Source organism: Mesorhizobium erdmanii USDA 3471 (genome assembly GCF_000472705.1).
Taxonomy (GTDB): domain Bacteria; phylum Pseudomonadota; class Alphaproteobacteria; order Rhizobiales; family Rhizobiaceae; genus Mesorhizobium; species Mesorhizobium erdmanii.
In genome coordinates this window covers 32,462-56,086 of record NZ_KI421454.1, presented here as the reverse complement: position 1 = coordinate 56,086, position 23,625 = coordinate 32,462, and the positions used below count along the sequence as shown (strand labels likewise).

20 protein-coding genes and 1 pseudogene are annotated in these 23,625 nt (G+C 59.9%); 10 read left to right on the top strand and 11 right to left on the bottom strand.

From position 1 onward, the window contains the following. Positions 1–17 precede the first annotated feature (17 nt). Genes A3AU_RS0130675 through A3AU_RS0130665 form a run of 3 tightly spaced genes read right to left on the bottom strand, consistent with a single transcriptional unit; the run spans position 18 to position 3,153 of the window. Positions 18–1,019 carry a tyrosine-type recombinase/integrase gene (locus A3AU_RS0130675; RefSeq protein WP_027056295.1) on the bottom strand — a complete coding sequence of 334 codons (1,002 nt, stop codon included), beginning with the start codon at positions 1,017–1,019 and terminating at the stop codon, positions 18–20. Continuing rightward, positions 1,016–1,951 (bottom strand): tyrosine-type recombinase/integrase, encoded by a 936-nt coding sequence (locus A3AU_RS0130670; protein WP_027056294.1) that lies wholly within the window; start codon positions 1,949–1,951, stop codon positions 1,016–1,018. Before A3AU_RS0130670 ends, A3AU_RS0130675 begins: the two co-directional genes overlap by 4 nt. Next, a complete protein-coding gene (locus A3AU_RS0130665) occupies positions 1,948–3,153 on the bottom strand; it encodes a tyrosine-type recombinase/integrase (RefSeq protein ID WP_051355512.1) in 1,206 nt (401 codons plus the stop codon). The genes A3AU_RS0130670 and A3AU_RS0130665 overlap by 4 nt, the downstream gene beginning before the upstream one ends. 198 nt (positions 3,154–3,351) lie before the next feature. On the opposite strand from A3AU_RS0130665, the gene A3AU_RS0130660 reads away from it, so the two are divergent. After that, positions 3,352–3,624 (top strand): DUF2274 domain-containing protein, encoded by a 273-nt coding sequence (locus A3AU_RS0130660; protein ID WP_027033457.1) that lies wholly within the window; start codon positions 3,352–3,354, stop codon positions 3,622–3,624. A 537-nt stretch (positions 3,625–4,161) separates the two neighbouring features. On the opposite strand, the gene hemN is transcribed toward A3AU_RS0130660, so the two are convergent. Continuing rightward, positions 4,162–5,511, bottom strand: a complete 1,350-nt coding sequence (gene hemN, locus A3AU_RS0130655; RefSeq protein ID WP_027056292.1) for an oxygen-independent coproporphyrinogen III oxidase — start codon at positions 5,509–5,511, stop codon at positions 4,162–4,164. Positions 5,512–5,668: 157 nt separating this feature from the next. Here hemN and A3AU_RS0130650 point away from each other — a divergent pair, with 157 nt between their 5' ends. After that, positions 5,669–6,433 carry a Crp/Fnr family transcriptional regulator gene (locus A3AU_RS0130650; RefSeq protein ID WP_027056291.1) on the top strand — a complete coding sequence of 255 codons (765 nt, stop codon included), beginning with the start codon at positions 5,669–5,671 and terminating at the stop codon, positions 6,431–6,433. On the opposite strand, the gene A3AU_RS0130645 is transcribed toward A3AU_RS0130650, so the two are convergent. Then, on the bottom strand, positions 6,430–6,969 hold the full coding sequence (locus A3AU_RS0130645) for a hemerythrin domain-containing protein (RefSeq protein WP_010914029.1): 540 nt from the start codon (positions 6,967–6,969) through the stop codon (positions 6,430–6,432). The two genes, A3AU_RS0130650 and A3AU_RS0130645, sit on opposite strands and share 4 nt — an antisense overlap. 129 nt (positions 6,970–7,098) lie before the next feature. Here A3AU_RS0130645 and ccoN point away from each other — a divergent pair, with 129 nt between their 5' ends. From ccoN to ccoS, 8 genes are all read left to right on the top strand, one after another. Continuing rightward, the gene (gene ccoN / locus A3AU_RS0130640; RefSeq protein ID WP_027056290.1) at positions 7,099–8,709 is read left to right on the top strand and encodes a cytochrome-c oxidase, cbb3-type subunit I; all 1,611 of its coding nucleotides are present in this window, start codon (positions 7,099–7,101) and stop codon (positions 8,707–8,709) included. 11 nt (positions 8,710–8,720) lie between these two features. Next, positions 8,721–9,452, top strand: a complete 732-nt coding sequence (gene ccoO / locus A3AU_RS0130635; RefSeq protein WP_027056289.1) for a cytochrome-c oxidase, cbb3-type subunit II — start codon at positions 8,721–8,723, stop codon at positions 9,450–9,452. Between the two features lie 11 nt (positions 9,453–9,463). Continuing rightward, positions 9,464–9,613, top strand: coding sequence for a CcoQ/FixQ family Cbb3-type cytochrome c oxidase assembly chaperone (locus A3AU_RS0130630; protein WP_027033462.1), 150 nt, complete (start codon positions 9,464–9,466; stop codon positions 9,611–9,613). Between the two features lie 2 nt (positions 9,614–9,615). Then, complete coding sequence (ccoP, locus tag A3AU_RS0130625) at positions 9,616–10,479, top strand: cytochrome-c oxidase, cbb3-type subunit III (RefSeq protein WP_027056288.1); 864 nt, start codon at positions 9,616–9,618, stop codon at positions 10,477–10,479. 203 nt (positions 10,480–10,682) lie between these two features. Then, a complete protein-coding gene (ccoG, locus tag A3AU_RS0130620; protein ID WP_081709725.1) occupies positions 10,683–12,248 on the top strand; it encodes a cytochrome c oxidase accessory protein CcoG in 1,566 nt (521 codons plus the stop codon). Next, positions 12,245–12,742, top strand: coding sequence for a FixH family protein (locus A3AU_RS0130615; RefSeq protein WP_006329246.1), 498 nt, complete (start codon positions 12,245–12,247; stop codon positions 12,740–12,742). Before ccoG ends, A3AU_RS0130615 begins: the two co-directional genes overlap by 4 nt. Beyond that, entirely contained in the window at positions 12,739–15,027 is a 2,289-nt protein-coding gene (locus A3AU_RS0130610) for a heavy metal translocating P-type ATPase (protein WP_027056286.1), read from the top strand. Before A3AU_RS0130615 ends, A3AU_RS0130610 begins: the two co-directional genes overlap by 4 nt. Beyond that, complete coding sequence (gene ccoS, locus A3AU_RS0130605) at positions 15,024–15,173, top strand: cbb3-type cytochrome oxidase assembly protein CcoS (RefSeq protein ID WP_006329249.1); 150 nt, start codon at positions 15,024–15,026, stop codon at positions 15,171–15,173. The genes A3AU_RS0130610 and ccoS overlap by 4 nt, the downstream gene beginning before the upstream one ends. Before the next feature lie 263 nt (positions 15,174–15,436). Here ccoS and A3AU_RS1000000141025 read toward each other — a convergent pair. From A3AU_RS1000000141025 to A3AU_RS0130575, 6 genes and pseudogenes are all read right to left on the bottom strand, one after another. Further along, a pseudogene (locus tag A3AU_RS1000000141025) lies at positions 15,437–15,895 on the bottom strand (tyrosine-type recombinase/integrase); the annotation flags it as partial. Between the two features lie 10 nt (positions 15,896–15,905). Then, positions 15,906–17,093 carry a Fic family protein gene (locus tag A3AU_RS0130600; protein ID WP_027056285.1) on the bottom strand — a complete coding sequence of 396 codons (1,188 nt, stop codon included), beginning with the start codon at positions 17,091–17,093 and terminating at the stop codon, positions 15,906–15,908. Between the two features lie 527 nt (positions 17,094–17,620). Continuing rightward, positions 17,621–20,095 carry a DEAD/DEAH box helicase family protein gene (locus A3AU_RS0130595; protein WP_027056284.1) on the bottom strand — a complete coding sequence of 825 codons (2,475 nt, stop codon included), beginning with the start codon at positions 20,093–20,095 and terminating at the stop codon, positions 17,621–17,623. Between the two features lie 332 nt (positions 20,096–20,427). After that, positions 20,428–20,661 (bottom strand): hypothetical protein, encoded by a 234-nt coding sequence (locus A3AU_RS0130590; protein WP_154674698.1) that lies wholly within the window; start codon positions 20,659–20,661, stop codon positions 20,428–20,430. 392 nt (positions 20,662–21,053) lie between these two features. Then, positions 21,054–22,172 (bottom strand): beta family protein, encoded by a 1,119-nt coding sequence (locus A3AU_RS0130580; protein ID WP_027056282.1) that lies wholly within the window; start codon positions 22,170–22,172, stop codon positions 21,054–21,056. Positions 22,173–22,186: 14 nt separating this feature from the next. After that, positions 22,187–23,464, bottom strand: coding sequence for an ImmA/IrrE family metallo-endopeptidase (locus A3AU_RS0130575; RefSeq protein ID WP_027056281.1), 1,278 nt, complete (start codon positions 23,462–23,464; stop codon positions 22,187–22,189). Positions 23,465–23,625: the final 161 nt, after the last annotated feature.

Here is a 23,625-nt window from a genome sequence, read left to right as displayed (position 1 = left end):
GCATAGTTCTGGTCCTTCTATAGCTGGTTGAGGAACGTCAGCAGCCGGTCATCGGGACGGAACTTGCCCGGCTTGCTGTCAAAGGGGATGGTTTTTGCGAGGATCTTTTCCTTCAGGGCCAGATCCGCATCGAGATAGATTTGGGTGGTTTCAATGGATTCATGCCCCAGCCACAACGCGATAACGGTTTGCTCCACCCCGGCATGCAACAGGTCCATCGCCGTCGTGTGGCGCAAGCAGTGGAATGTGATGTGCTTCTTCCTCAGCGAGGCACAGACTCCGCTGGCGGTGGCCAGATGCTTTGTCAGCAGGCGCTCCACGGCGTCCGCACTCAATCGCCCGCCGCGCATGCTTGGAAAGACAATGCCGTCTTCGGCGGCGCTTGTTTCATCGAGCCATGCTTCGAGGACTTTGGCGACAGGTTTGCAAAGTGGGATGGCGCGCTGCTTTCGCCCCTTGCCGAGGACTTCGACATGAGCGCCGGTGCCCAGCGTAACATCCTGGCGTCTCAGGCCGGTCACTTCGGACAGGCGCAGGCCCGTCTGCAAGGTCGTCAGCAACAGCGCGTGATCCCGTCGGCCCTTCCAGGTGCTCCTGTCCGGCGCGTTCAGAAGCGCGTCGACCTCCGGGCGCGTCATGAAGTCGATCAGCTTGCGATCAAAACGCTTGGCCGGCATGGCGAGGACGCGCTGGATTTGAGCGCTGTGGGTCGGCATTTCATAGGCGGCGAAGCGGAAGAACGACCGAATCGCGGTGAGGCGAAGATTGCGGGTGCGCGCGCCAACGCTCCGCGTCTTCTCGAGCTCGTTCAGGAACGCAGAGATGAACGGGGCGTCGATCATTTCGAATGCCAGGCGATCCGGCGACGTGCGCAACCGCTTCTGCGCGAAGCGCAGCAGAAGCCTGAACGTGTCCCGATAAGATCTGATCGTATGCGCGCTGACCCGCTTCTGCTGCATCAGCCGCTGGGTGAAGAACCGTTGCAAGAGCGCCGGGAAGGTCGGGAGCGCGAGGGTCATGTGGAGGCCTCCCAATAATGCTCGAGCCGCGTCACAGCCTGCTGCATGAGAGATGGGTTCTGGTGCAGATACCAGTAGGTATAGTTGAGATGGGTGTGCCCGAGGTAGGTGGACAGCGCCGGCAGGCGGCGCTCGGGATCCGCGCCTGCGCAATAGCATTGCCGCAAGACCTCGACGGCCATGGTGTGGCGCAGATCGTGCAAACGTGGCCCCGTCGCATCCGAGATGCCGCGCAATCCGAGTTTCCGGGACAGTCGGCGGAACGACAGTTCCAAAACCGAATGCGTAATGCGACGGCCAAGCGGCGAGATGAAGAATGGGCGGGCGCTGTGTCCCGCCAGGAACGCATTGCGCTGTTCCAGGTACTGCTTGAGGACAGCGCAGGTCGTCGCATGGACTGGGACCAGGCGGGATTTTCCGAACTTCGTGTTGCGTATGGTCAGGACACCGTGGTCGAGATCGATGTCCTCCAAATCAAGGTTCAGTACTTCGCCGAGACGCATCCCGGTGACACTCAGCAGGCCGAAGATCGTATAGCGCGACCAGCGCGAGATCGGCTTGGCTCCCCGCCGTCGTTGCAGGCTGGCGGCGAGAACGCGGGCTATCTCTTCCTGGCGGAAGATATGAGCCTGGAAGGTGCTTCGTTGCCGCGGCAGCAAATCCGTCGGGGGAATCTCGGTGCGCGGGTCCGTCACGATACGGTAGCGCGCAAAACTGCGCACGGCGCGCAGTCGTCCGGCGAGGTAGTTAGGATCGGTCGATTCAGGCTGTTGCGCCCAGGTCAGAGCCAGCTTCGATGTGATCCAGGCAGCGCGCCGCCGCTCCATGAACTGCGCAAAATCCAAGAGCAGCCGCTCGTCCTTTTTCAGCTTGAAGCCGAGGGACCGGCGCAACTCCAGGTAATCGACAATGCCGTCGCGCAAACTGTTCATGGCATAGTCCCCGGCCATGGCAGGGCGACTTTGCGCAAAGCATCCAGATCGACCTTCGCGTATCGCCGCGTTGCATCCGGGCTGCGATGCCGCAGCATCTGGCCAATATCCGTCAGCGACAGCCCTTGGCGCAGCATGTCGACGGCAAGCGCATGACGAAGCTGATGCGACCCAGTGAGACCGGGCTTAATCCCGGCACGCCTGATCGCACGCGCGACGATCTGGCCTACGTCGCTGGACGACCTCAAACCTTCAAAGGGGGCGCGGGAGCGCAAGAACACTCTGCGGCTGGCCGATTCCGGCCGTCCGCGCTCCAGATAGGCTGCAATCGCCTGCCCCGTGTCATGAGGCAAGGGCAACGGCCGTTCCGTACGGCCCTTGCCATGCACGCTCAGCGAGCCTTCACCCCAATCGATATCCCCCAGTTCAAGCCGGACAACCTCTCCTGCGCGCAGCCCGAGCCGCGCGAGCAACAACAGGATGGCTCGATTGCGCAACCCGGCTGGCGCCCGCCATTCCTTGCTCGCGTTCAGAAGAACCCGAACACAGTCGGCTGGCATCGCTCTCGGAATCGACGCCATCGACCATCCGGCAACGGATGGGACTGCCGCGGCAAGATCGGTATGGATGTAGTCGCGGTACCGCGCGAAGCGGAAGAACGACCGCAGTGCCGTGACGATGTGCTTTGCCGAAGCGAATGTGCGGTCCTGCGGCGCATTTCGCCGGATGTAGTCCGCAATCTGGCTGGCATGCACGGATGCGAGATGCAGTTCGCCCTCGCCGGATATGTCCGTCAGAAAGCGCCTGACATATCCGGGGTAATTCTCGATGGTCGCCGCTGCCAGGCCGCGCTCATCGTGCAGGTAGGACCTGTATTCCTGCAAGACCAAGTCAACAGGAGATATCTCGACCGAAGCCGTGGCCCTGCCGTCGATAACGCCTTTTTCACGAAGCCAGGCCGTCACGCCGGACAGCGTGATGCGGTCGCCGCCCTTGAGACAGCGGTGTTGAGCCCGATCACGCAGGAATGCTTCTTCATGTGCGGTCGTTATCTCCTCGACCGCGATGCCCTCCCGGTCCAGCCATCGGCTGAACTCATTGATGAGGAACGTTTTCTTCCAATAAGAAACCTGCGAGTACCCCTGATCGGCAAGATACTCGGCATAGGGCTCAAAATAGGGAGCCAGCGGACCCTCGACCAAAAGCCGAGAGCGCCTCTTTCGACTTGCTCTGTTCATCGGAAACACAGTGTCGGCGGGTTCTGGACGAACCAAACTATGCCGACTGATTCTCTTAATATTACCACAGAAAGGAAGCACATGCGCACGCAACTCGGGATAGTCCACAGGGCGGCATATGATCTTGTGCTGCGCCCATACCCGACTTGAACAGGAGTAGTCATGGCAGATCTGAAACTTGGAAAGCTTCCAGACCGGACACCTTCGAAGATGACCATCACCGTTAGCGCGGACCTGAACCAAGCACTCAAGGACTATGCGGCGCTTTACCGCCAGACCTATGGCGAGTCTGAAACGGTAGCGGAACTCATACCTTTCATGCTGGCAGGGTTTCTGGAAGGTGACAGAGCGTTTGCCAAGGCCAGAAAGGAAAGCTTGCCTGCCGCCGGCATGTCAGAGAAATCGCGACGCGTGTCAGGTTCAGATTCCGAGTAATCGAAGCATAAAGTGGTCAATTGGCGCAGCCGCCCGGGTGCCTAATTTCCCGGCCGTCGCGGCCTACCGATCCGTCGTGTAAGGCCTATGCGCGAACTTCGAGCAGCTGGAGGTCAAGTAAGTGCCTGGGCGGCCCGGAAACCGCGAACAAGGCGCAGGGCGTGCTAGCCGCACTGATGCATGGTTTCAGACACGTGGGAACGCCGTGCGGTTGTTACTCAGAATTGAGCTCATCTCAAAGGGCATTCAAGAGCCGCAGCGCTGAGTAGCGGAAGCCGCAATCGGGTGCGTCGCTGACATTCAGTGAAAGACTGGGCCGAACAATCCAACCTGCTTGGGCGGATACGAAGTGGAGCCCTGCCTGCAGGGTTCCGGCTGGTCCCAGCCCTCTGCCATGCGACCCCCTTTGGGAAATACCCGCGTCGTCACAGCATCGTAAAGTGGCGTCATATGCACTATCGAATTGTTAGCTGCTGGTTTCGGGGATTTTGAGGAGGTTCGCGATCCACTGAAGACGGTGACGTTCGTCTGTGGCACTCAGACTGCCACTGAGTGCCTGGCCGTTCCACTTTCGAAATATTTGTCGAACTTCGCTGCAATGCTCCTTACAAAGGGACGACTTTCCGCCGATACGACGTAACTGTCACCTTGGAGTTCAAGCGGTCGAGCAGGGTCGCCAATGGCGATGGAGCTTGCTTGGAAAAGAAGCTTTTGTCCGGCTTCCCCGAAGCGTTCCACCAGATCGGCTGCTGAAAAGCCGAAATCGCACATCAAGCGCTCGATGATCCAGCCGCGAACACGGTCATCTTCGGAAAACGCGATGCCGCGGACCGTGGCCAGATGTCCCCCCTCGACCATGCGTCCATATTCGGCTGTCGACGGCATGTTCTGCGAATAGCCCTGTCGAAACCGGCTGATCGATGACGGCCCGAGCCCGATCAGTGTTTCGCAGCGATCCTCGGTGTAGCCCTGGAAATTGCGGCGGATTGTTCCCGCGCGAGCCGAGACTGCAAGCGCATCATCCGGCTTGGCGAAATGGTCTATTCCAATCGCCTCGTATCCGGCGCCCATGATCAGACGGGCGGCAATTTGCCACTGAGCGAACCGTTCGGCCTGACCCGGCAACCATGCCTCGTCGATCATAGTCTGATGCTTCTTGAACCAGGGCACATGCGCGTAGCCGAACAGCGCCATCCGGTCCGGCTCCAGAGTCAGCGCCTGCGCCACGGTGGAACAGACGCTCTCCCTGGTCTGATGCGGCAGGCCGTAAAGCAAATCGAGGTTCACGGACCCTACGCCGCGAGAGCGAATGCCGTCGACAACCGCCTTGGTCTGCAAAAAGCTCTGCTCGCGGTTGATCGCCTTCTGCACCTTCGGATCGAAATCCTGAACGCCGAGGCTCGCCCGCGCCATGCCGATCTCGGCAAGTGTATCAAGGCGGGCTTCGTCCATGTCGTTGGGTTCGATTTCGACGCTGATCTTCGCATCGGCAAGAAAATCGAAGCTATCCCGCAGGACAGTTCCCAAGGCTATCATATCCTCGGGCTTCAGCATGGTCGGCGAGCCGCCGCCGAAATGCACGGCGCGGACATGGGCCTTGCCGCCGACAAGACCTGCGACAGTCGCGATCTCCGCGTGAAGCGAGCGGAGATACGAAGCCACCGGCTCGTAGCGGCGGGTCTGCTTTGTATGGCACGCACAGAACCAGCACAGCCGGTCGCAATAAGGGATGTGCAGGTAGAGCGAGACCTCGTCACCGCTTTCGAGCGCCTTCAACCAGCTTCGATAGACATCAGCGTCGACGCCAGGATGGAAATGCGGCGCGGTCGGGTAACTGGTATAACGCGGGACGTTCTCGCCAAGCCTGGCAGCTAAATCCGGTCTCATTTGGTGGTCCGCCGTTTTTGCCTCGCCGGAAGTCTGGACGCGTCGAAGAGCCAATGCCCTGATTTCGGTCAGCCTCCAGCACGGACAAACTGCCGCAAGGATTTCTCTGCCATCGCTTGCTATCCTGTCGAAACTTGGGATCGGTAGCGCGAGCGTAATGACAGTACGGCAAGACATTCACAGTTCCGGCATTCCCGTTCTTTGCCTGTCTTGCGCAGCACGACATCGCGGCGTCTGCGGTGCGCTCGATCCAAACCATTTGGTTGGGCTCGCCAAAACTTCGTCGCGGCACAAGATCGAGCCGGGGGTCGAACTGATCGCCGACGCCGAGGCCGTCGACAGCTTTTCAAACTTGCTTTCAGGCGTTGTGAAGCTGACGAAGTGCCTTTCGGACGGCCGCCAGCAGATTGTCGGTCTTCGGTTCGCACCGGATTTTCTGGGACGGCCCTTCAAGGTGAAAAGCACGATCAATGTGGAAGCGGCAACCTCCGTCTCGCTGTGCTCGTTTCCGAAGGCGGCCGTTGAACGGATAATGAAGGAATCACCGGGACTCGAGCATCGCCTGCTCAAGCAGACGCTGGACGAACTCGACGAGGCACTTGAATGGATGGTGACTCTCGGGCGCAAGACCGCACCGGAGAAGGTGGCGAGCTTTCTCCTCATGATCGCCCGGAATATGGATTCCAGTATCGACCCGGCGGCTGGGTCGGCATGCTTCGATCTGCCGCTGACACGTGCCGACATCTCTGATTTCCTTGGACTGACGAACGAGACCGTGAGCCGCCAGCTTACGCGATTGCGGGCTGACGGCGCGATCCGGATCGAGAACAAACGCCATGTAACGGTCGACAGCATGAGCCGGCTGGAGCAGCGCTGCGGCGGCCGAGGCGCGCGGCAACCGGCCTTTGTGAATGAGACCTAAGCGTCGGGGCCTTCGTCGCTTATTACGATCCGCGGCAGGACATGCTCGCGTTCGAAAGCGATGTGTCGCCGCAAGCCTTCGAAGAAGCCGCGTAGCATGAATCCGACAGCTTCCGCGCTCTCTATCGGATCACCATGACCGATCGCTAGGAGCGTTTCGGCCACCTCGCCAGCGAAGCATTGATCCTCAAGGTGCTCGATGCGCAACCGGCTGGTAGAGGCAAGTTTGGCCTCGGCCGGGGTCAAGTGCGCCTCATACGCAGGGAAAATCACCCTCTCCTCAAACCCATGAATGTCACGGAGCAGCGGAACGATCTTCTTGGCCGTTCCAAGACATTTGAGGCGGTCGACGTTCGGCAGTGCATCGGCAATGCTTTCCAGCGAGAAGCAGAGCTCCAGCTTTTCCCGATGGGCAAGCTTCATGACCTCGCCCGGAATCGCCTCTGTGCCGGCCTGGCGCGAGAAAGCCGCACTTGTCCATGAGCGGGTTGGCCCGTGCTGCGTTTCCTTGTTCAAATCGCCACCTTCTGATTGCACCGAACTCGATGCTGCCCGAAGCAAAATCGTGCGGCTCTGACATGGATCAGGGCGAGCAGGCGGCAACTACGGAATTAATGCACCGCGGATTTGGCGTCCGCGCATTGGAATCCTGGTCGGGGACATGTCATGAAATTCGGCACGGAGATCGTCGTTCTAAGCCTGTTTGCTTTTGCGGCCCTGGTGGCTGCTGGCTTCGGCGTAGAAGGACCTTTTCGCCAGCATATGGGGGTTTTGTTCGTCGCCGTGGCTGGCTTTACCGCGATCCTGCTGCGCAACACAGATTTCAAGCCGGCGGCTCCGGTCGACACCTCCGCCTACATGGATGGCCCGATCCGCTACGGAGCCATTGCAACGGTATTCTGGGGCGTCGTCGGCATGCTCGTCGGTGTGATCATTGCCCTGCAGCTGGCATACCCTCACCTCAACATCCAACCCTGGTTCAATTTCGGCCGGCTGCGGCCGCTGCACACATCCGGCGTCGTCTTTGCTTTCGGCGGCAACGCTTTGCTTTGCACGTCTCTCTATGTCGTGCAGCGCACGTGCCGCGCCCGGCTGCTTGGCGGCAAACTGGCCTGGTTTGTGTTCTGGGGTTACCAGCTGTTCATCGTCATGGCCGCGACCGGCTACCTGCTCGGCATCACCGAAGCCCGCGAATACGCCGAACCCGAATGGTATGTGGATCTCTGGCTGACCATCGTCTGGGTCGCCTATCTCGTCCTGTTCCTCGGCACGATCCTGAAGCGCAAGGAACCGCATATCTACGTCGCCAACTGGTTCTACCTGTCCTTCATCGTGACAATCGCGATGCTGCATGTGATCAACAACCTGTCGATGCCGGCGTCGTTCCTGGGCTCGAAGAGCTACTCCGCCTTCTCCGGCGTCCAGGACGCCTTGACGCAATGGTGGTATGGCCACAACGCCGTCGGTTTCTTCCTCACCGCCGGGTTCCTCGGCATGATGTATTATTTCGTGCCCAAGCAGGCGAACCGGCCGGTCTATTCCTACCGCCTGTCGATCGTCCACTTCTGGGCGATCATCTTTCTCTACATCTGGGCCGGCCCGCACCACCTGCATTACACCGCCTTACCCGACTGGGCGCAGACGCTCGGCATGGCGTTCTCGATCATGCTGTGGATGCCGTCATGGGGCGGTATGATCAATGGCCTGATGACGCTGTCTGGCGCCTGGGACAAGCTGCGCACCGATCCGATCATCCGCATGATGGTGATGGCAGTCGCCTTCTACGGCATGTCGACCTTCGAAGGTCCGATTATGTCGATCAAGACGGTCAATTCGCTGTCGCACTACACGGACTGGACCATCGGCCATGTCCATTCCGGCGCGCTCGGCTGGGTTGGCATGATCTCGTTCGGCGCAATCTACTACATGGTGCCGAAACTGTGGAACCGTGAACGTCTCTATTCGCTGCGGCTCGTCACCTGGCACTTCTGGCTGGCGACGCTCGGAATCGTCGTCTACGCCGCGGTGATGTGGGTTTCCGGCATCATGCAGGGCCTGATGTGGCGCGAATACGACGAGCAGGGTTTCCTCGTCTACTCCTTCGCCGAAACCGTCGCCGCCATGCATCCCTTCTACGTCATGCGCGCCATCGGCGGTGCGATGTACCTCACCGGCGCCCTGCTCATGGCCTGGAACGTGACCATGACCATTCTTGGCCACCAGCGCGAAGAGCAACCAATGCCAGGTTCCGAGCCCGCCCTCCGGCCTGCCGAATAGGGAGCCAGACAATGGGCTTGATGGACAAACACGCGATCATCGAGAAGAACGCCACGCTTCTTCTCGTTGGCTCTCTTCTTGTGGTGACCGTCGGCGGCATCGTCGAGATTGCGCCGCTTTTCTATCTCGACAACACGATCGAGAAAGTCGAAGGCATGCGGCCCTACTCGCCACTGGAACTCGCCGGACGCAACATCTATGTGCGCGAGGGCTGCTACCTCTGCCACAGCCAGATGATCAGGCCTTTCCGGGACGAGGTCGAGCGCTACGGCCACTACAGCCTGGCCGCCGAGTCGATGTACGATCATCCCTTCCAATGGGGATCGAAGCGCACCGGGCCCGATCTCGCCCGGGTCGGTGACCGCTATTCGAACGCATGGCACGTCGCACATCTTTCCGATCCACGTTCCGTGGTGCCGGAATCGATCATGCCGAGCTATGCGTTCCTGAAGGACGCTCCGATCGAGGTGAAGGACTTCTCGACGCATCTGGTTGCGAACGCGCGTGTTGGCGTCCCGTACTCCGATGACATGATCGCGCACGCCAATGCCGATCTGATGGCCCAGGCCGACCCGAATGCCGATGCCTCCGGCGTCGAGAAACGCTATCCGAAAGCCAAAGTCGGTGATCTGGACGGCAATCCGCAGCAGGTGACCGAGATGGATGCCCTCGTCGCCTATCTGCAAATGCTGGGAACACTGGTCGATTTCAAGACCTATGACGATGCAGCCGGCTACCGCTGAGGGGGGACGCAATGAGCTATAATTTGATGCGGGAATTCGCGGACAGCTGGGGTCTGCTTGCCATGGCGCTCTTCTTCGTCGGCTGCATTGCCTTTGCCTTGCGTCCCGGCGGCAAAACACAGGCCGATCAAGCCGCCCAGATTCCACTCAAGGACGACTGATCATGAGCAGCGAGCATATCGATGAAGTCTCGGGCATCTCAACGACCGGTCATGAATGGGACGGGATAAGGGAACTCAACAACCCATTGCCCCGATGGTGGGTGATAACCTTCTACATCACCGTCGCTTGGGCGGTGGCTTATACAATTGCGTATCCGGCTTGGCCGATGCTGTCTTCCGCGACCAAGGGTGTGCTTGGCTATTCCAGCCGCAACGCTGTCAAGATTGAGCTGGCGGCTGCCGAAGCCGCCAAGGGCAAATATGTCGCGGCCATCCAGCAGAAGACCGTATCCGAGATTGCAGCCGACGACGCGCTGCGTGAATTCGCGGTAGCGGCCGGTGGAGCTACCTTCAAGGTCAATTGCGTGCAATGCCACGGCTCGGGCGCCCAAGGGTCGAAGGGCTTTCCAAACCTGAACGACGATGACTGGCTATGGGGCGGCACGACCGAGCAGATCCAGCAAACGATCGCGCACGGCATCCGTTTCGCATCCGACCCGGATACTCGGCAGTCGGAAATGCCCCCCTTCGGTGACATCATCACGCCCGAACAGATCGCACAGGTCGGCGCCTATGTCGCCAGCCTCTCGGGCAAGGTCCAGGATGCAAGTCTTATCGAGCCCGGCGCCAAGGTATTCGCGGAAAACTGCGTCGCCTGTCATGGCGATAATGCGAAAGGCAACAAAGAGCTCGGCGCGCCCAATCTGACCGATGCGATCTGGCTCTACGCACCCGGCGAGACAGCCATCGCCGTCCAAGTCCGCGCGCCGAAGCACGGTGTCATGCCGGCCTGGATCGGGCGTCTCGGCGAGAGCAAGGTTAAGGAACTTGCGGTTTATGTCCATTCGCTTGGCGGCGGAGAATAGGAACGGAAGCCTATTCTCGGCCCTCCCCGCCAAGCGACGGGGCCCGGCACGAGTCGGGCCCCGACACCATTCCGGCATGCGGCGATTGACCTGCAGCAAGGCGGCGCGGCCCACACGGCGAAGCGGGCTCACTGCAGACCGGACGTCTGTCGAAGCAGACAAGTCCGTCGCACAACGATGTCATAGGCCGCGCGCGAGTGGAGATGCACGTGCTGGATAAAACGCAGATGGAGCGGCTCGAGGCAAAAGCGGTCAACTCCGCCAAGACACGACAGCCGCTCTATGCTCCGCGCAAGAAAATCTTCCCTAAACGCGCCTCGGGCAGCTTTCGCCGCTTCAAATGGCTGGTGATGGCGATCACGCTGGGCATCTATTATCTGATGCCCTGGTTGCGCTGGGATCGAGGTCCGTTTGCTCCTGATCAGGCCGTGCTGATCGATCTTGCCAACCGCCGTTTCTACGTCTTCTTCATCGAGATATGGCCGCAGGAATTCTACTATGTCGCCGGCCTTCTGATGATGGCCGGCATCGGCCTCTTCCTGATCACGTCCACCGTCGGCCGCGCCTGGTGCGGCTATACCTGCCCGCAGACGGTATGGGTCGATCTTTTCCTAGTTGTCGAGCGGGCGATCGAAGGCGATCGCAACGCTCGCATGAAGCTCGACGCCGGCCGCTGGACCGCGCGCAAACTGGTGCTGCGTGTGTCGAAACACGCCATCTGGCTGGTCATAGCGGCAGCTACCGGCGGCGCCTGGATCCTCTATTTCGCCGATGCGCCGACGCTGATCGGCGACGTATTCAACGGCACCGCCGCTTCGGTCGCCTACGTCACCATCGCGGTGCTGACGGCGACCACCTACACGTTCGGCGGGCTGATGCGCGAGCAAGTCTGCACCTACATGTGCCCGTGGCCGCGCATCCAGGCTGCCATGCTCGACGAGAATTCGCTCACTGTGACCTACAATGACTGGCGTGGCGAACCTCGTTCGCGGCACGCCAAGAAGGTCCAGGCTGCGGGGCAGCCGGTCGGTGACTGCGTCGACTGCAATGCCTGTGTCGCAGTCTGCCCGATGGGGATCGACATTCGCGACGGCCAGCAACTCGAATGCATCACTTGCGCGCTGTGCCTTGATGCCTGCGACGGCGTCATGAACAAGCTCGGCAAGGAGCGCGGGCTGATCTCCTATGCGACGCTGTCCGACTACAACGCCAACATGGCGGTGGTGACCGCAGGCGGCTCCGGTCCCGTGAACCCTTCACTCGTCAGAACGGCCGACAGCACATTCTCCGCCAGGTTGGCGCATTTCCATATTCGCAAGATCTTCCGACCGAGGACCTTCTTCTACATGAGCGCGTGGACGGCGGTCGGGCTTGCCTTGATCTATTCGCTGCTGACGCGCGACCGACTCGAGATCAACGTCCTGCACGACCGCAATCCGCAATTCGTGACCCTGTCCGACGGCTCGATCCGCAACGGTTACACCGTCAAGCTGCTTAACATGATCCCCGAGCCAAGGACGATCGTCGTCACGATGCAGGGCTTGCAGGGAGCCGAAATGAGCGTCGTCGGCAGTGATCTGCCGGCAGCTCGCTTCTTCGCCATCGCGGTCGAACCCGACCGGCTGAACATGCTGAAGGTCTTCGTGCGCCAGCCAGCGGGTGAGGTTCGGCACGCTGCACAAACCTTCAAGTTCCGCGTCGAGGACAGAGCGAGCTTCGAATCGGACGAATACACCGCCACCTTCAACGCACCGGAGATCGCCAGATGAGCACCAATACGCAAAAGACGCGTGAGTTCACCGGCAGGCACATGCTGCTCACCATTCTCGGCTTTTTCGGCGTGATCATCGCGGTCAATCTGACGATGGCGACACTCGCCAGCACGAGCTGGACCGGCCTTGTCGTCGAGAACACCTATGTGGCCAGCCAGCAATTCAACCGAAAGGCCGAGGAAGGGCGCGCGCAGGCGGCACTCGGTTGGACCGGCAAACTGACGATCGCTCGGGGTGAGGTCCGCTACAGCTTGAGCGATACCACCGGCAAGCCGGTTCCGTTGCATGGCGTCAAGATACTGTTTCGTCATCCCGCCTACGAGGCTGGGGACAAGGCCGTCACTCTCGCCCTCGTCTCGGACCAGGAATTTGCCGCGCAGCACTTGCCAAGGGATGGCGTCTGGATCGTCGAAGTCGACGCCGATGCCGGTCTGACAGAGCCCTATCGCGACGTTCGCCGGATCATGATTTCGCAAGGAGCGCTGCAATGAGCTGTTGTGCACCCAGCGCGGAACTGGCGCTGGATCTGACCAGTACCACATCGGTCCTGCCGTTTAGCCAGGAGATCAGGTTGGCGAGCCGATCGCTTGGCGACAATCTTTGGCAGACCGACCTTTCAGTGCCGACGGTTCACTGCGCGGCGTGCATCCAGGCCATCGAGACGGCTCTCGGAAGGCTCGATCGCGTCGAAGGCGCTCGTGTCAACCTGTCGACGAAACGGGTCGCGATCCGGTGGCGTGGGGACTCTGTGCCTCCGTTTGTCGCCGCGCTGGGACGGCTGGGCTTTCAGGCGCACCTGTTCGAAGCCGACGCTGATAAGAAGGACAAGACGCTTGCCGAGCTGATCCGCGCGGTCGCGGTCGCCGGGTTCGCCGCCGGCAACATCATGCTGCTTTCGGTCTCGGTCTGGTCCGGCGCCGAAGGTGCTACCCGCGACCTGTTTCACTGGGTCTCTGCATTGATCGCCATCCCGGCGCTCACCTTTGCCGGCGGCATCTTCTTCCGCTCGGCCTGGAATGCACTGCGCCACGGCCGCATGAACATGGACGTGCCGATCGCGGTTGGGGTGTCGCTCGCTTATGCCATGAGCCTCTACGAGACGATCAATCATGGCGATCACGCCTATTTCGACGCGTCCGTATCCCTGCTGTTTTTCCTGTTGATCGGCCGCACCCTGGATCACGTCATGCGCGAACGGGCACGGACCGCCGTGAAAGGCCTGTCCCAGTTGGCCGCACGTGGCGCCATCGTGCTGCGCGGCGATGGCGCGCGCGACTACCTGCCGGTTGGCGAGATCGAACCGGGCATGCACCTTCTGGTCGCCGCAGGCGAAAGGGTCCCTGTCGACGGCCGGATCATTCGGGGCGCGTCGGATCTCGACTGCTCGCTGGTTTCTGGCGAGAGCACACCAAAAACCGTGACGTCCGGGCAACAGGTTCAGGCCGGCACGCTCAACCTTACCGGCCCGCTGACCATCGAAGCGACCGCTGCGGCAAAGGACTCCTTCCTGGCGGAAATGGTCCGGCTGATGGAAGCCGCCGAAGGTGGTCGTGCGCACTATCGGCGGATCGCCGACCGTGTCTCGGCGCTCTACGCGCCGGTGGTCCATCTCACCGCCTTCGTGACGTTCCTTGGCTGGATGGCGGTAACCGGCGACTGGCACCGGGCAGTGACGATCGCGATCGCCGTTCTCATCATCACATGCCCATGCGCGCTCGGTCTGGCCGTGCCGATCGTGCAAGTGGTCGCGGCGCGCCGCTTGTTCGAAGCCGGCGTGATGGTCAAGGACGGATCGGCCATTGAGCGCCTGGCAGCGATCGACATCGCGGTGTTCGACAAGACCGGCACTCTCACGCTCGGCCAGCCCAGGCTGGTCAACGCGTCGTCCATCGATCCGGCGATGCTGGCGATGGCAGCCGACATGGCCGCGCACTCCCGTCACCCGTTCTCGAAGGCCATCGCCGCATTCGCGGGTTTTGCCGGCCAGCCGAAGCTGGAAGCCGTCAGCGAGCACCCGGGTCTCGGCATCGAAGCCACGACCGCGGACAGCACCTGGCGTCTTGGCCGGCGCGGCTGGGCCGGATGGAAAGCCCGGACCGGTGGCGAAGGCAAGTATGGCGGCTATGGCGGGACGGTGCTTTCGAAGAATGGGAGGATCGTCGCCTCCTTCAAGTTCGAGGACGCTAGGCGCGCCGACGCCAAGGCGGCGGTCGGACAATTGAAGGATGCCGGCGTGTCGGTCGAAATGCTGTCGGGCGATACCCCGGACGCTTGTGGCGATGTCGCAAGAATATTGGGCATCGACCGTTTTGTTTCGGCGCTGCTGCCGTCCGAGAAGGCTGAGCGGATCGAAGTGCTGACCAAGGCCGGCCACAAGGTCCTGATGGTGGGCGACGGGCTCAACGACACGCCAGCGCTGGGCGCGGCGCACGTCTCGATCGCTCCCGCGACCGCCGCCGATATTGGCCGCAACGCGGCCGATTTCGTGTTCCTGCGTGAAAGCCTTTCGGCCGTACCCCTTGCGCTGGACGTCTCGCGGAAGGCAGGGCGGCTGATCCGCCAGAACATAGCCATCGCGATCATCTACAATGCTGTTGCCGTGCCGATCGCCATCTTCGGCAACGTCACGCCGTTGATCGCCGCGGTCGCGATGTCCGCCTCATCGCTGCTAGTGATCGGAAACGGGCTGCGGCTGCAGGGCTTTAGGCTCGCCGAGCTGACGAGGGCTTCTTCGGCAACGCATTCCGGCATTCACCCATCAGCGCGGTCATCATGACGATACTCGTCTACCTCATGCCAGTCGCCCTATTTCTTGGCGCACTGGGGCTGACTGGCTTTCTGTGGGCGTTGAAGAGTGGCCAATATGAGGATCTTGACGGAGCCGCTGAGCGCATCCTCCGGGACGACAAGCCGGAACGCTGAGCCAGACCGCTGTTCCTGACGCTGTGCTGACGCCGGCCGTCAGCCGACTCGGAATAACGATTGAAGCTCCACAACCAGTTAAGTCGCTTGACGTAGATTTGTGAAAAGCCCCTGTCCCTCGAAGGACTGCGTCGCCGGTTCCGCCCCAACATAGACGCGGCCAATGTCATAACGTACGCAAAGCTGATGTTCATGTTCACGATAGGTGCGGACACGGGGTTGCAGTTACACTTGTTGGGTTCAACTGCAGGTTTCGTGCACCCAATTTCGTCCAGATAATCGGCCCACCACTGCATCATACTGACGCGCTTTTCCCAGTGCTCTGCCCTGGCGTAAGTGCGCCGAACGTCGTTCTTTTCAATATGGGTCAGCTGTCTCTCTTGCGTCTGGATGCCACTTGCCGATTCATTCAACAGAGTTGATGCCGTTGCTCGGAAACCGTGAGCCGCTGCTTTTTCTTGCTGTAACCCATGCGACGCAGGGCGGCGTTAAGTGTATTGTCGGAAATCGGACGAGAACCCGATCGCACACTTGGAAACAACAGCGCCTCGCCGCCGGAAATGTCTCTGAGATCGGTGATGGCCTGCCTCGAAAGTGCAACGCGGTGCGGCCGCCGCATTTTCATGCCTTGCTTCCGGGATGGTCCACACCGAGCCTTTGAAGTCGAACTCTTCCCATTCGGCGGCTCGCAACTCGCCGGGGCGGGGAAACAGTAGGCGCAGTTATGCGACGCTAAGTTTCCGGAAATAGCTTAGGAAACAGTTCGTCCAACGTGTCGACCGGGAAGCGTAGCGATACCGGTCCTTTCGGGGTATCGGACGCAAGCAGGCCAAGCTCGAGCACCTCGGTAAACACGCGGCGGGCCGTACGTTCCGGCAAGCCAGCGATACGTGAGGCCTCACCGCGATCGAACTCGCCGCGCAGAAGCGCCTCCTCGAGCAGCCGGAAAGCTTCGGGCTTCAGGTCGTAGCGTTGAACGAACCGCTGCAGGCGCCGGGCTAGTTGGTTCAAATCGAACAGGCTCGACATGAAACTGACCTGGTCGATACATACGCGTAGAAACCATAAGGTAAAATCCGCCAGCGCCCGCATAGAAAGATTACCGCCGCCGTCGCGATCGCCTTGGCGTGGCATGTCGGCGTGATCCATCATGCGTTTATAGTCGCCGCGGCTTTCCAGACCCCGCGCCAGGCCTCGGGAAATCGACCACAGCCCGTGCGCGGCGATTCCTGCCTCATGGGCCATGGCGTGACTCATCAAGCGGCTGACGCGTCCATTGCCGTCTGGGAAGGGATGAATGTAATTGAACCGATGATGCGCGGCCGGAATCGCCAATATCCTAGCCGCTTTGCCCGTACGTTGGAAGCGGTACCGGCTAGCGAAATGCTCCATGAACGCTTCGACGCGATCGCTTGACGGCGGCTGGTGGCGGCCGACAGTGACATCATGTTCGGGCTGTGATCGCCACCGACCCGGAACCATCAAGAATTCTCTGTCTGCGCCGCGAATGCGCAACATCGCCTCATCGGCGTCACGGTAGAATTCCGCATGCAGCCAGCGCAAAAAATCAAGCGAAGCCGGTTCTGGGAGCTGACCCTCCGCTGCCAGGCGATCGATTTCCCCCTGCAGTCGAACATGGGCCGCGGCTTCCACCTGCAGGTTGCGTCGTTCCTGGTCTTTGTCGAATTCGCCGGCGAGGGCGCGTTCGATGTCGCGGGGGCGCGTGTTGTGGCCCTCGATCAGGTTGCTGTAATAGGTGTTCATGATGCGCACGAGATCCGCCAGGTTCGCGGCCGTGCGCGGATGCAGCTTGGCGCCGAGAACCGCCGAGCTTGCTGACAGCTCAGCCAGCGCGTCGGAGATAGGCTCCGCAACGTCTTCCAGGCGCGCCGGCTCGATGCGCTGTACGGTCTCTTCCATGATTGGCCGATGTTAGATCGCGCTAAGTACGTATATGTCAACAGAAATTTTAGCTGAGCGCCCATAACTGGCCGATCATTTGGCCGATGTTAGCCGCTACCTCAGCTTCACCGAGACGGTTGATCGACGACGCCAATGCCGATGCCGATGATGGCCGATATTCGCTATGCTTAGCGCATTGATAGTATGTACAAATTTGCGATCGGTAGGTCGATTTGGCCGATCGCTTGGCCGAACTTCGCCGGTCGCGCTGACTAGGGATATATGACCAGGAAAATACAGGCGACTCCAAATGATTGCCTGCAGCACGGCGGCGCAGCCTATCTGGAGCGTCGGCTTTGCACCGCCTGATTCCGGTCGTTGGGCGAGCTTCATCTGCCTGCGAAAAGCGGATATTTAGGCAGCCCTGTCAAACCGCCCCTGCTCAGAGTCAAGCGGCTAACCCGGGCTGGAACCATCGGATGGTATGCTGGCTAACAAGGAATATTCTGGTCTTATCCTAAAGAACAGTTCGTCCGCCAAACCGACTAGGACTTCTTTAGTGGCACGGAATATCGATCAACGAACATGGTCGGCACTAGCGCATGTGTGGTCAGAAGTGCACCGATGCGACTCACGTCATTCAGCACGTTTGGTTCGCCCAGCGCCTTCGCGAAGTCCATGAGAACATTCCGCAGCTTGTCGAGTTGCACCTCGGTCATTACGCGGGCTCCGTCGATCATGGCCGCGCCCGAGCCGGTGTTCTTCATCGGGTGCACTATCAACGCGGTCTTCGGCGTGACCTTAGTGTACTTCTCCTCGAACCAGTCGATGCCTTGGCCCAATTGACCGAGGTCGTGCTTTGATATGCCTTGCTCGGTGGTGGCGCCGTTCTTGCACTCGATGATCAAGAAGCTTCCGTCCGAGAATGCCCAGAGATTGTCCGGCCCCTTTTCCGACGTCTTCTCCGGCCGTTGCGATCCCAGGCCAAGCAGCCGCCCGGTTTCGTGAATGGCCGCTTCGAATTTGTTAGAGGTGCTCGGTTCGAACTTGAGGTCCTCCACTAAGGACTTAAAGTGCAGCATCCTGTCCACTGCTTCCAGGAAGCTCGTTCGGTGGATCTCCTGGACTGCCGCCGCCTGCTTGCCGGCCACCGGGGAGAGCTTCTGGTAAGCGATGCCGTCGATGGGTCTGAGCACGGTGTTGTTCAACTTGTGCGCGGACAGCAATATCTTCTGCGCATTCGCAGGATCGATGTGATGCGCTATCTCGGCTTGCCGAACCAAGGTCAAGGCCTTCTCGTCGACATCGTCGAGATTGTTACCGGCCGATCGGAGTTCCTCCAGTGCGCCGGGGTGGTCGCCCGACCTCGCCAGATCGAATGCGGTCCGGAGCGCAACGGCCATCGGATCGAGAGTCAGGCCCTTGCCGGGCTTGGCCTTGAGGAGCGCCTTCTTGCTGACCTTGACCCAGCCCGGGTCACGGTCCAGGCATTGTTCGATGACCTTCTTGATGCCGTCGATGTCGGTGCCATCGAGCTGCTTGGCGAGGCTCATGGACAGATCGAGTTGGGCCTGAGTGGCTCCGGCCAGCATCTCGCGGCCATCGACGGACTTGATGCGGCTCGTCAGTTTGGCGCCGCACAGCAGGACCACGCAATGGTCGTCGTTGGATCGAACGCCGCGTCCCATGCCCTGCTCGATGCGCTGCATCTGTCGACGGAGACCCGCCTTCGACTCGGCGAGGATCGCCATATCGGCGGCTTCCCGGAACGAGGAAACCTCCGGAAGATCGAACAGTGCCAGAACATGGCATGCATCGCCAGGTAGGTCGATGCCGTCGTAACGATTGACCAGCACGGTCAGGCCGACATGGCCGTTTCGAAGCTTCTCGACGCCCGGCGCGACCTTGTCGCCGATCAGGATCTGGTCGGCGACACCTTTCCAAGTGTTGGCCGCGGGCTTGGATGGCACGATGACGACCACGTTGTGGTCCTGAGAAAGGTCGACGAGCAACGACCGGACCTCGGCGATGTCGATCTCGGGATTGAGCTCTTGCGGCATCAAGATCATCCGCTCGCCCATGAACTGGGACGATACCGGCACGATCGGGTCGCGGAGCTTCTTCGGGTTGGCTCCGAAGTGCGAGACGAGTACGCTGTCGTCCGCGAGGGTCGCGGTCAGGTAGATTCTCCTCTTCGCCTTGAAGAAGGACCTAATGAGGTCGGTGGGCGGGCAGGTGGGCTCGATCTCAAGAGATTGCCCGCCGATAACGCATCGGCAGTAGGGCAGAACCTCCTTTAGCAATGGATAGCTGAAGATCAGCTCGTCTGACTCCCGTTGTTCGTGCAAGGCCTTCAGTATCGTTTCCTGATTGTCCTTCCACGCCCAAAAGGGCACCTCCATGGTCGCCCATGGATCGCTGTCCTCCAACGCCAGGAAGCGCGACGGACTTTGTCGCTTCAACTGGCTCGATGCTGCTTTGAAAATCTTGCTGTAGGCCGGGTGGGTGTTCGGCAGGGTTATGCGGAATTGGTCGCCGATGGCCGCCACGCAGGCATGGGCGTCGTCCACGACCACACTACCGATCGCGATCTTCACCTGTTCCAATCCGAACACGGACTTGCCATTGAACAGCTTGTGGATCGTCGTGACGCAGATCTTCTGACTTGAGGCGTAGGCCGGATCCTTCGGGTCGTCGACGATCTCGAGACCCAATGCATTGGCTTCCTCGGAGACCTGGAAGACCAGTTGATTGTCCGGGCATATGTACAGCGCCGGCCCTTTGCCGTCGTTCAAGGAGCTCTGGAGGAGGAGGAGGCCTACCACGGTCTTCCCGCTGCCCACGTTCAGCTTGATGACCGTGTCGTGATTGTCGGGATCCTGGAACCAGGCTTTCATCACTTCGGTCTGAATGTCGCGCGGGAACGAGAAGCGCTTCGCTCGGTCGAGCGTGAGGAAGATATCGCGCGGATCGGTCACCGGCGCCTCGTTGTCGTCGAGCAGATCTTCGAAGTTGACCATAGGAATCCTGTCCAAGAGCGTTCTGCGACACATGTCCAACGACGGCTTCGCGAAAGAATTATCGTTGTTAGGCCGAGTTATACTGCCGTTGTTGACCTGTCGACCGATTTCCACGTGCCGCAGGACCGTTTCCCCGTATTATAGGAGAAGTGCTTCTTGCCTGTCGCAACAACGGAATTGGGGCGACACGGCACCACCGACTGCGCTTCGCTCGTAGCATTCCTGCACCTCGAAGCGGATAGACGCCTTCGGCCCCCAATTTGGTCCTTGGAACGGTCAGATTGGACTGCGCCCCGGCGAGGGTGCGTCAGAAGCGTACGTCGGGGTTTGCCCTATTGAATAACGCCGATCCGGTCGAAATGCCGCTGAAACCAACCTGCCAGTTCGGGATGCGGTGCCCCGCCTACAAAGATGATGGATTGCGCCACGGTCTGCTGCTGTAGGTTCAGGATAACGTGCGCCCCTGGCGTGTAGCCATAGAGTCCGTTCTCGCGGGTCATGTGAGCGAGCTTCCAAAGGTCGAGGGCGATATCGTGATTGTCGCTCAGCTTCAGTTCGACCACCAACAGGTTGCTCCTCACGCCCAATTCGTGAGCTATAATATCTGGGATGATTGCCTTCTCGCCCGGTTCCCCATTCGGAAGGATGTCCCCCTCCGTTCATGATCGGTGTCGATGTCCCAGTCTTCATAGTGCGGCGCCATGAAGCGAGCCAGTCGCCCCATGACAGCGCGTTCACGGGTGTCGAATTGTCCGAGTCGAACGTCCTCAAGCAATTCACGGAGCCCAAGTATCAGGCCTTCAAGTGTCTTGCGCTGTTCTTCCATCTATAATCCCGCTTACCACTAATACGAGTGGCCAATCTTATGGCACCTTGCGCCATGTCGGACGGCTGCACTGCCCACCAAACTCTTGATTACAATCCAGTGGTTGGTGACTGTGGCCTACGGCAAGATCAATTACGCTACCGTCAGGACTGCATTCTCAAACAACGGCTGTTGGCCGACTTCTGACGTGACGCGTCCAAGTGCGAACTCCATACCCGCAAGCGCGCCAAGATCGCGGACCACCTGCATCATGTGATGCAGCATGTTCCATTCCCGCCAGTTGGAAGCATTTCCCGGTCCCAAAATGATACCTTTTGCGAGGCAGTAAATGCGGTCGTCCGCCTCCGAGAACGCCGGCCCGGTGAAGTGTCCGCCATCAACAATCCGCTTGCATACGTCAGCCATCACATCAGCGTCTTTACCCGTCTCAGCGCCGCGCACCACGAGAGTCTTTGACGCCGTCGTGTAGCGCAGATGCCGGATCGCAGCTCCACCGCCTTTTTTGCGCGGAAAGACCATTTCTCCGCAGTCGGCACCGAAATCACCATAACCCAGCCGATCAGGCGCAATGCCGCATTCCTTCAAGGCGGCGTGGAACACATCCCATTCGTGGCGAGGAATGAGTTCCGTCTCACCCGGCGCGGCTGGATTCTTGTTCGGGAAGTTGGAGGCTTGAAAAACAACGCGCTGCCATAGACCCACCTCGCCAACGCGATCCAGTACTCCGCTCACCGAACCGGTTGCTATGTCTGGATCAAGCGGAGCGCCTGTGAAATCAACGAAGATCACGCAGTCTGATGCTTCCAATCTTGCGGTCTTTAATGCTTCGGCGATCGCCTCCTCGTCCGCTTCTTCATAGCCAACGAGTACAGAAAGCTTTACTGGACCGTCACACCGAAGGTCCCGGAACAGCGGATTGATTAGGTCCGTCAATCTAGCCACCGGCACGATCCGGGGGTTCCGCCCCCACACTGTACGAAAGAGACGCAGGAGACCTACGTCGCCAAGCTCCCGTGCGATGAAATGGGTATCCAAGAACGCCCGCCTGATCGGCCAGTGTTTTCCAACACGGTCGCCAGTCAGATAAGCGATTTCATCCACTGTGGGCGTTCGCTCCAGAGCAGGATCAGGCTCGATCAGAGACGGCAGGACAAAGCGCGGCTCTATGAATCGTTGAGCGTCAGCGGGCAGCTTGCCTGCAGCAGTGTATTCTCCCTGCTTGAAGCGTAGGGCGGGATAGTATGGAAGCATTGACTTACCTTCCTTTAGGTTTCTGCAATGAGCACGCTACGCACCTGCCTTACACCGATTTTCTGGGAGAAGAGCGAATAGTCGTTTCTTTCTTTTCTGATTCGTCCAAATACAATTGCGGGATGGATAGCTATATCTTCAGCAAATCGCTCAACAATGGCTGGTGAGCGGGCAATGCGGGCGGCTGACTTACGCCACCTTTCTTCCGGAATGAGGATATTTGAAGCGAATGTGTCGGCCTCCGCTTCCTGATCGTCAACTGATTCCGCTTCCGACTGATCAAAGAAGCCCACGGCCAGCCCTGTGCGATAGTGCAGAATCGCGTGGGCTACCTCGTGCAGAAGCGTAAACCAAAAATTGTCAAGCGCGTCCCGGCGCAGTGTCATGCCAATTACCGGGATTTCACCGATCAGGAACGCCGCGCCGTCTATGGCCAGACCGGCAATCTGCGGTTCGGTCACCAGAACAATGCCATGCTCCAGAAGCATGTCCCTCGCGCGCTTGGGCCCGTCAGCAAACACGCTTAGATGGACGAGGTCAGGAAGCCATGTAACGTCAAGCGGTACATAGCGCGGCTTATCCGCATCGATGATCTCTAGTGCCCGATTCGTAACCCTAGCACGCCACGCATGGAGCAGAATGTCTTCGCTATGGTCTTTGACGTTCAAGCCTGTGCGCAGAAGTGACGGGCTGCCGAATGTGATCCTGTTTTCCGCTATGAACCGGCGCAATTCCTCCTTGTCCGCGCCCTCAGAAAACCAGCCGTTCTCCCGACCGTGCTTGATTATCTTCCTGATATTCTCCTTGGAGACGTCATCAATGACCAGGTCCAGCCCGCGAAGCTCTTTGATGTCGGAGATTTCCGCCCGGAGACTTACGCCTAGTAGGGCGGCGACCCGCTCATAATTTTTGAGGCTTATGGTACTGTAGCGGTCTGCCTCATACCGTTGGACCTGCTGCTCCTTGACGCCTAGCCGCCAAGCCAAATCCCGCTGCGACATCCCCTTTGCAATGCGGGCGACGATCAAGGTCAAGCCGGGGTCGCTACCCGCCCTTTTTTGAAGAGGGCGATGATCGCCGCTATCCTTCGCATTCTCATATGCTGCGATAACCCCGGCCAAATCCGTACGCTCGGCCTTCATGGCGCGCGTCACGTGTACCACCACCTCAGGCGGCAGGCCCTTTACCATCGGCTCAAGCACATGCTCGGAACTCAATGCAGCATCCAGTACCGCTGCGCTGGTGCGCGCCTCTCGTAGGTCCCTTTCGTTCAGAATCATGCCGAAGGTCATGACTCCGTCTAACACAACATAATTGTTGTGTATAGCTGAGGTTGGGCAGCTCTTCACTTGGCTGTGGACGGCTGCCCACCTCCGCGGGCCAGCGGCTACAACGGTTCGGTTCGTCTCTCCAACCGAAGTTGGTTCTCCCTCGATGAGGCCTGTAACGTCCG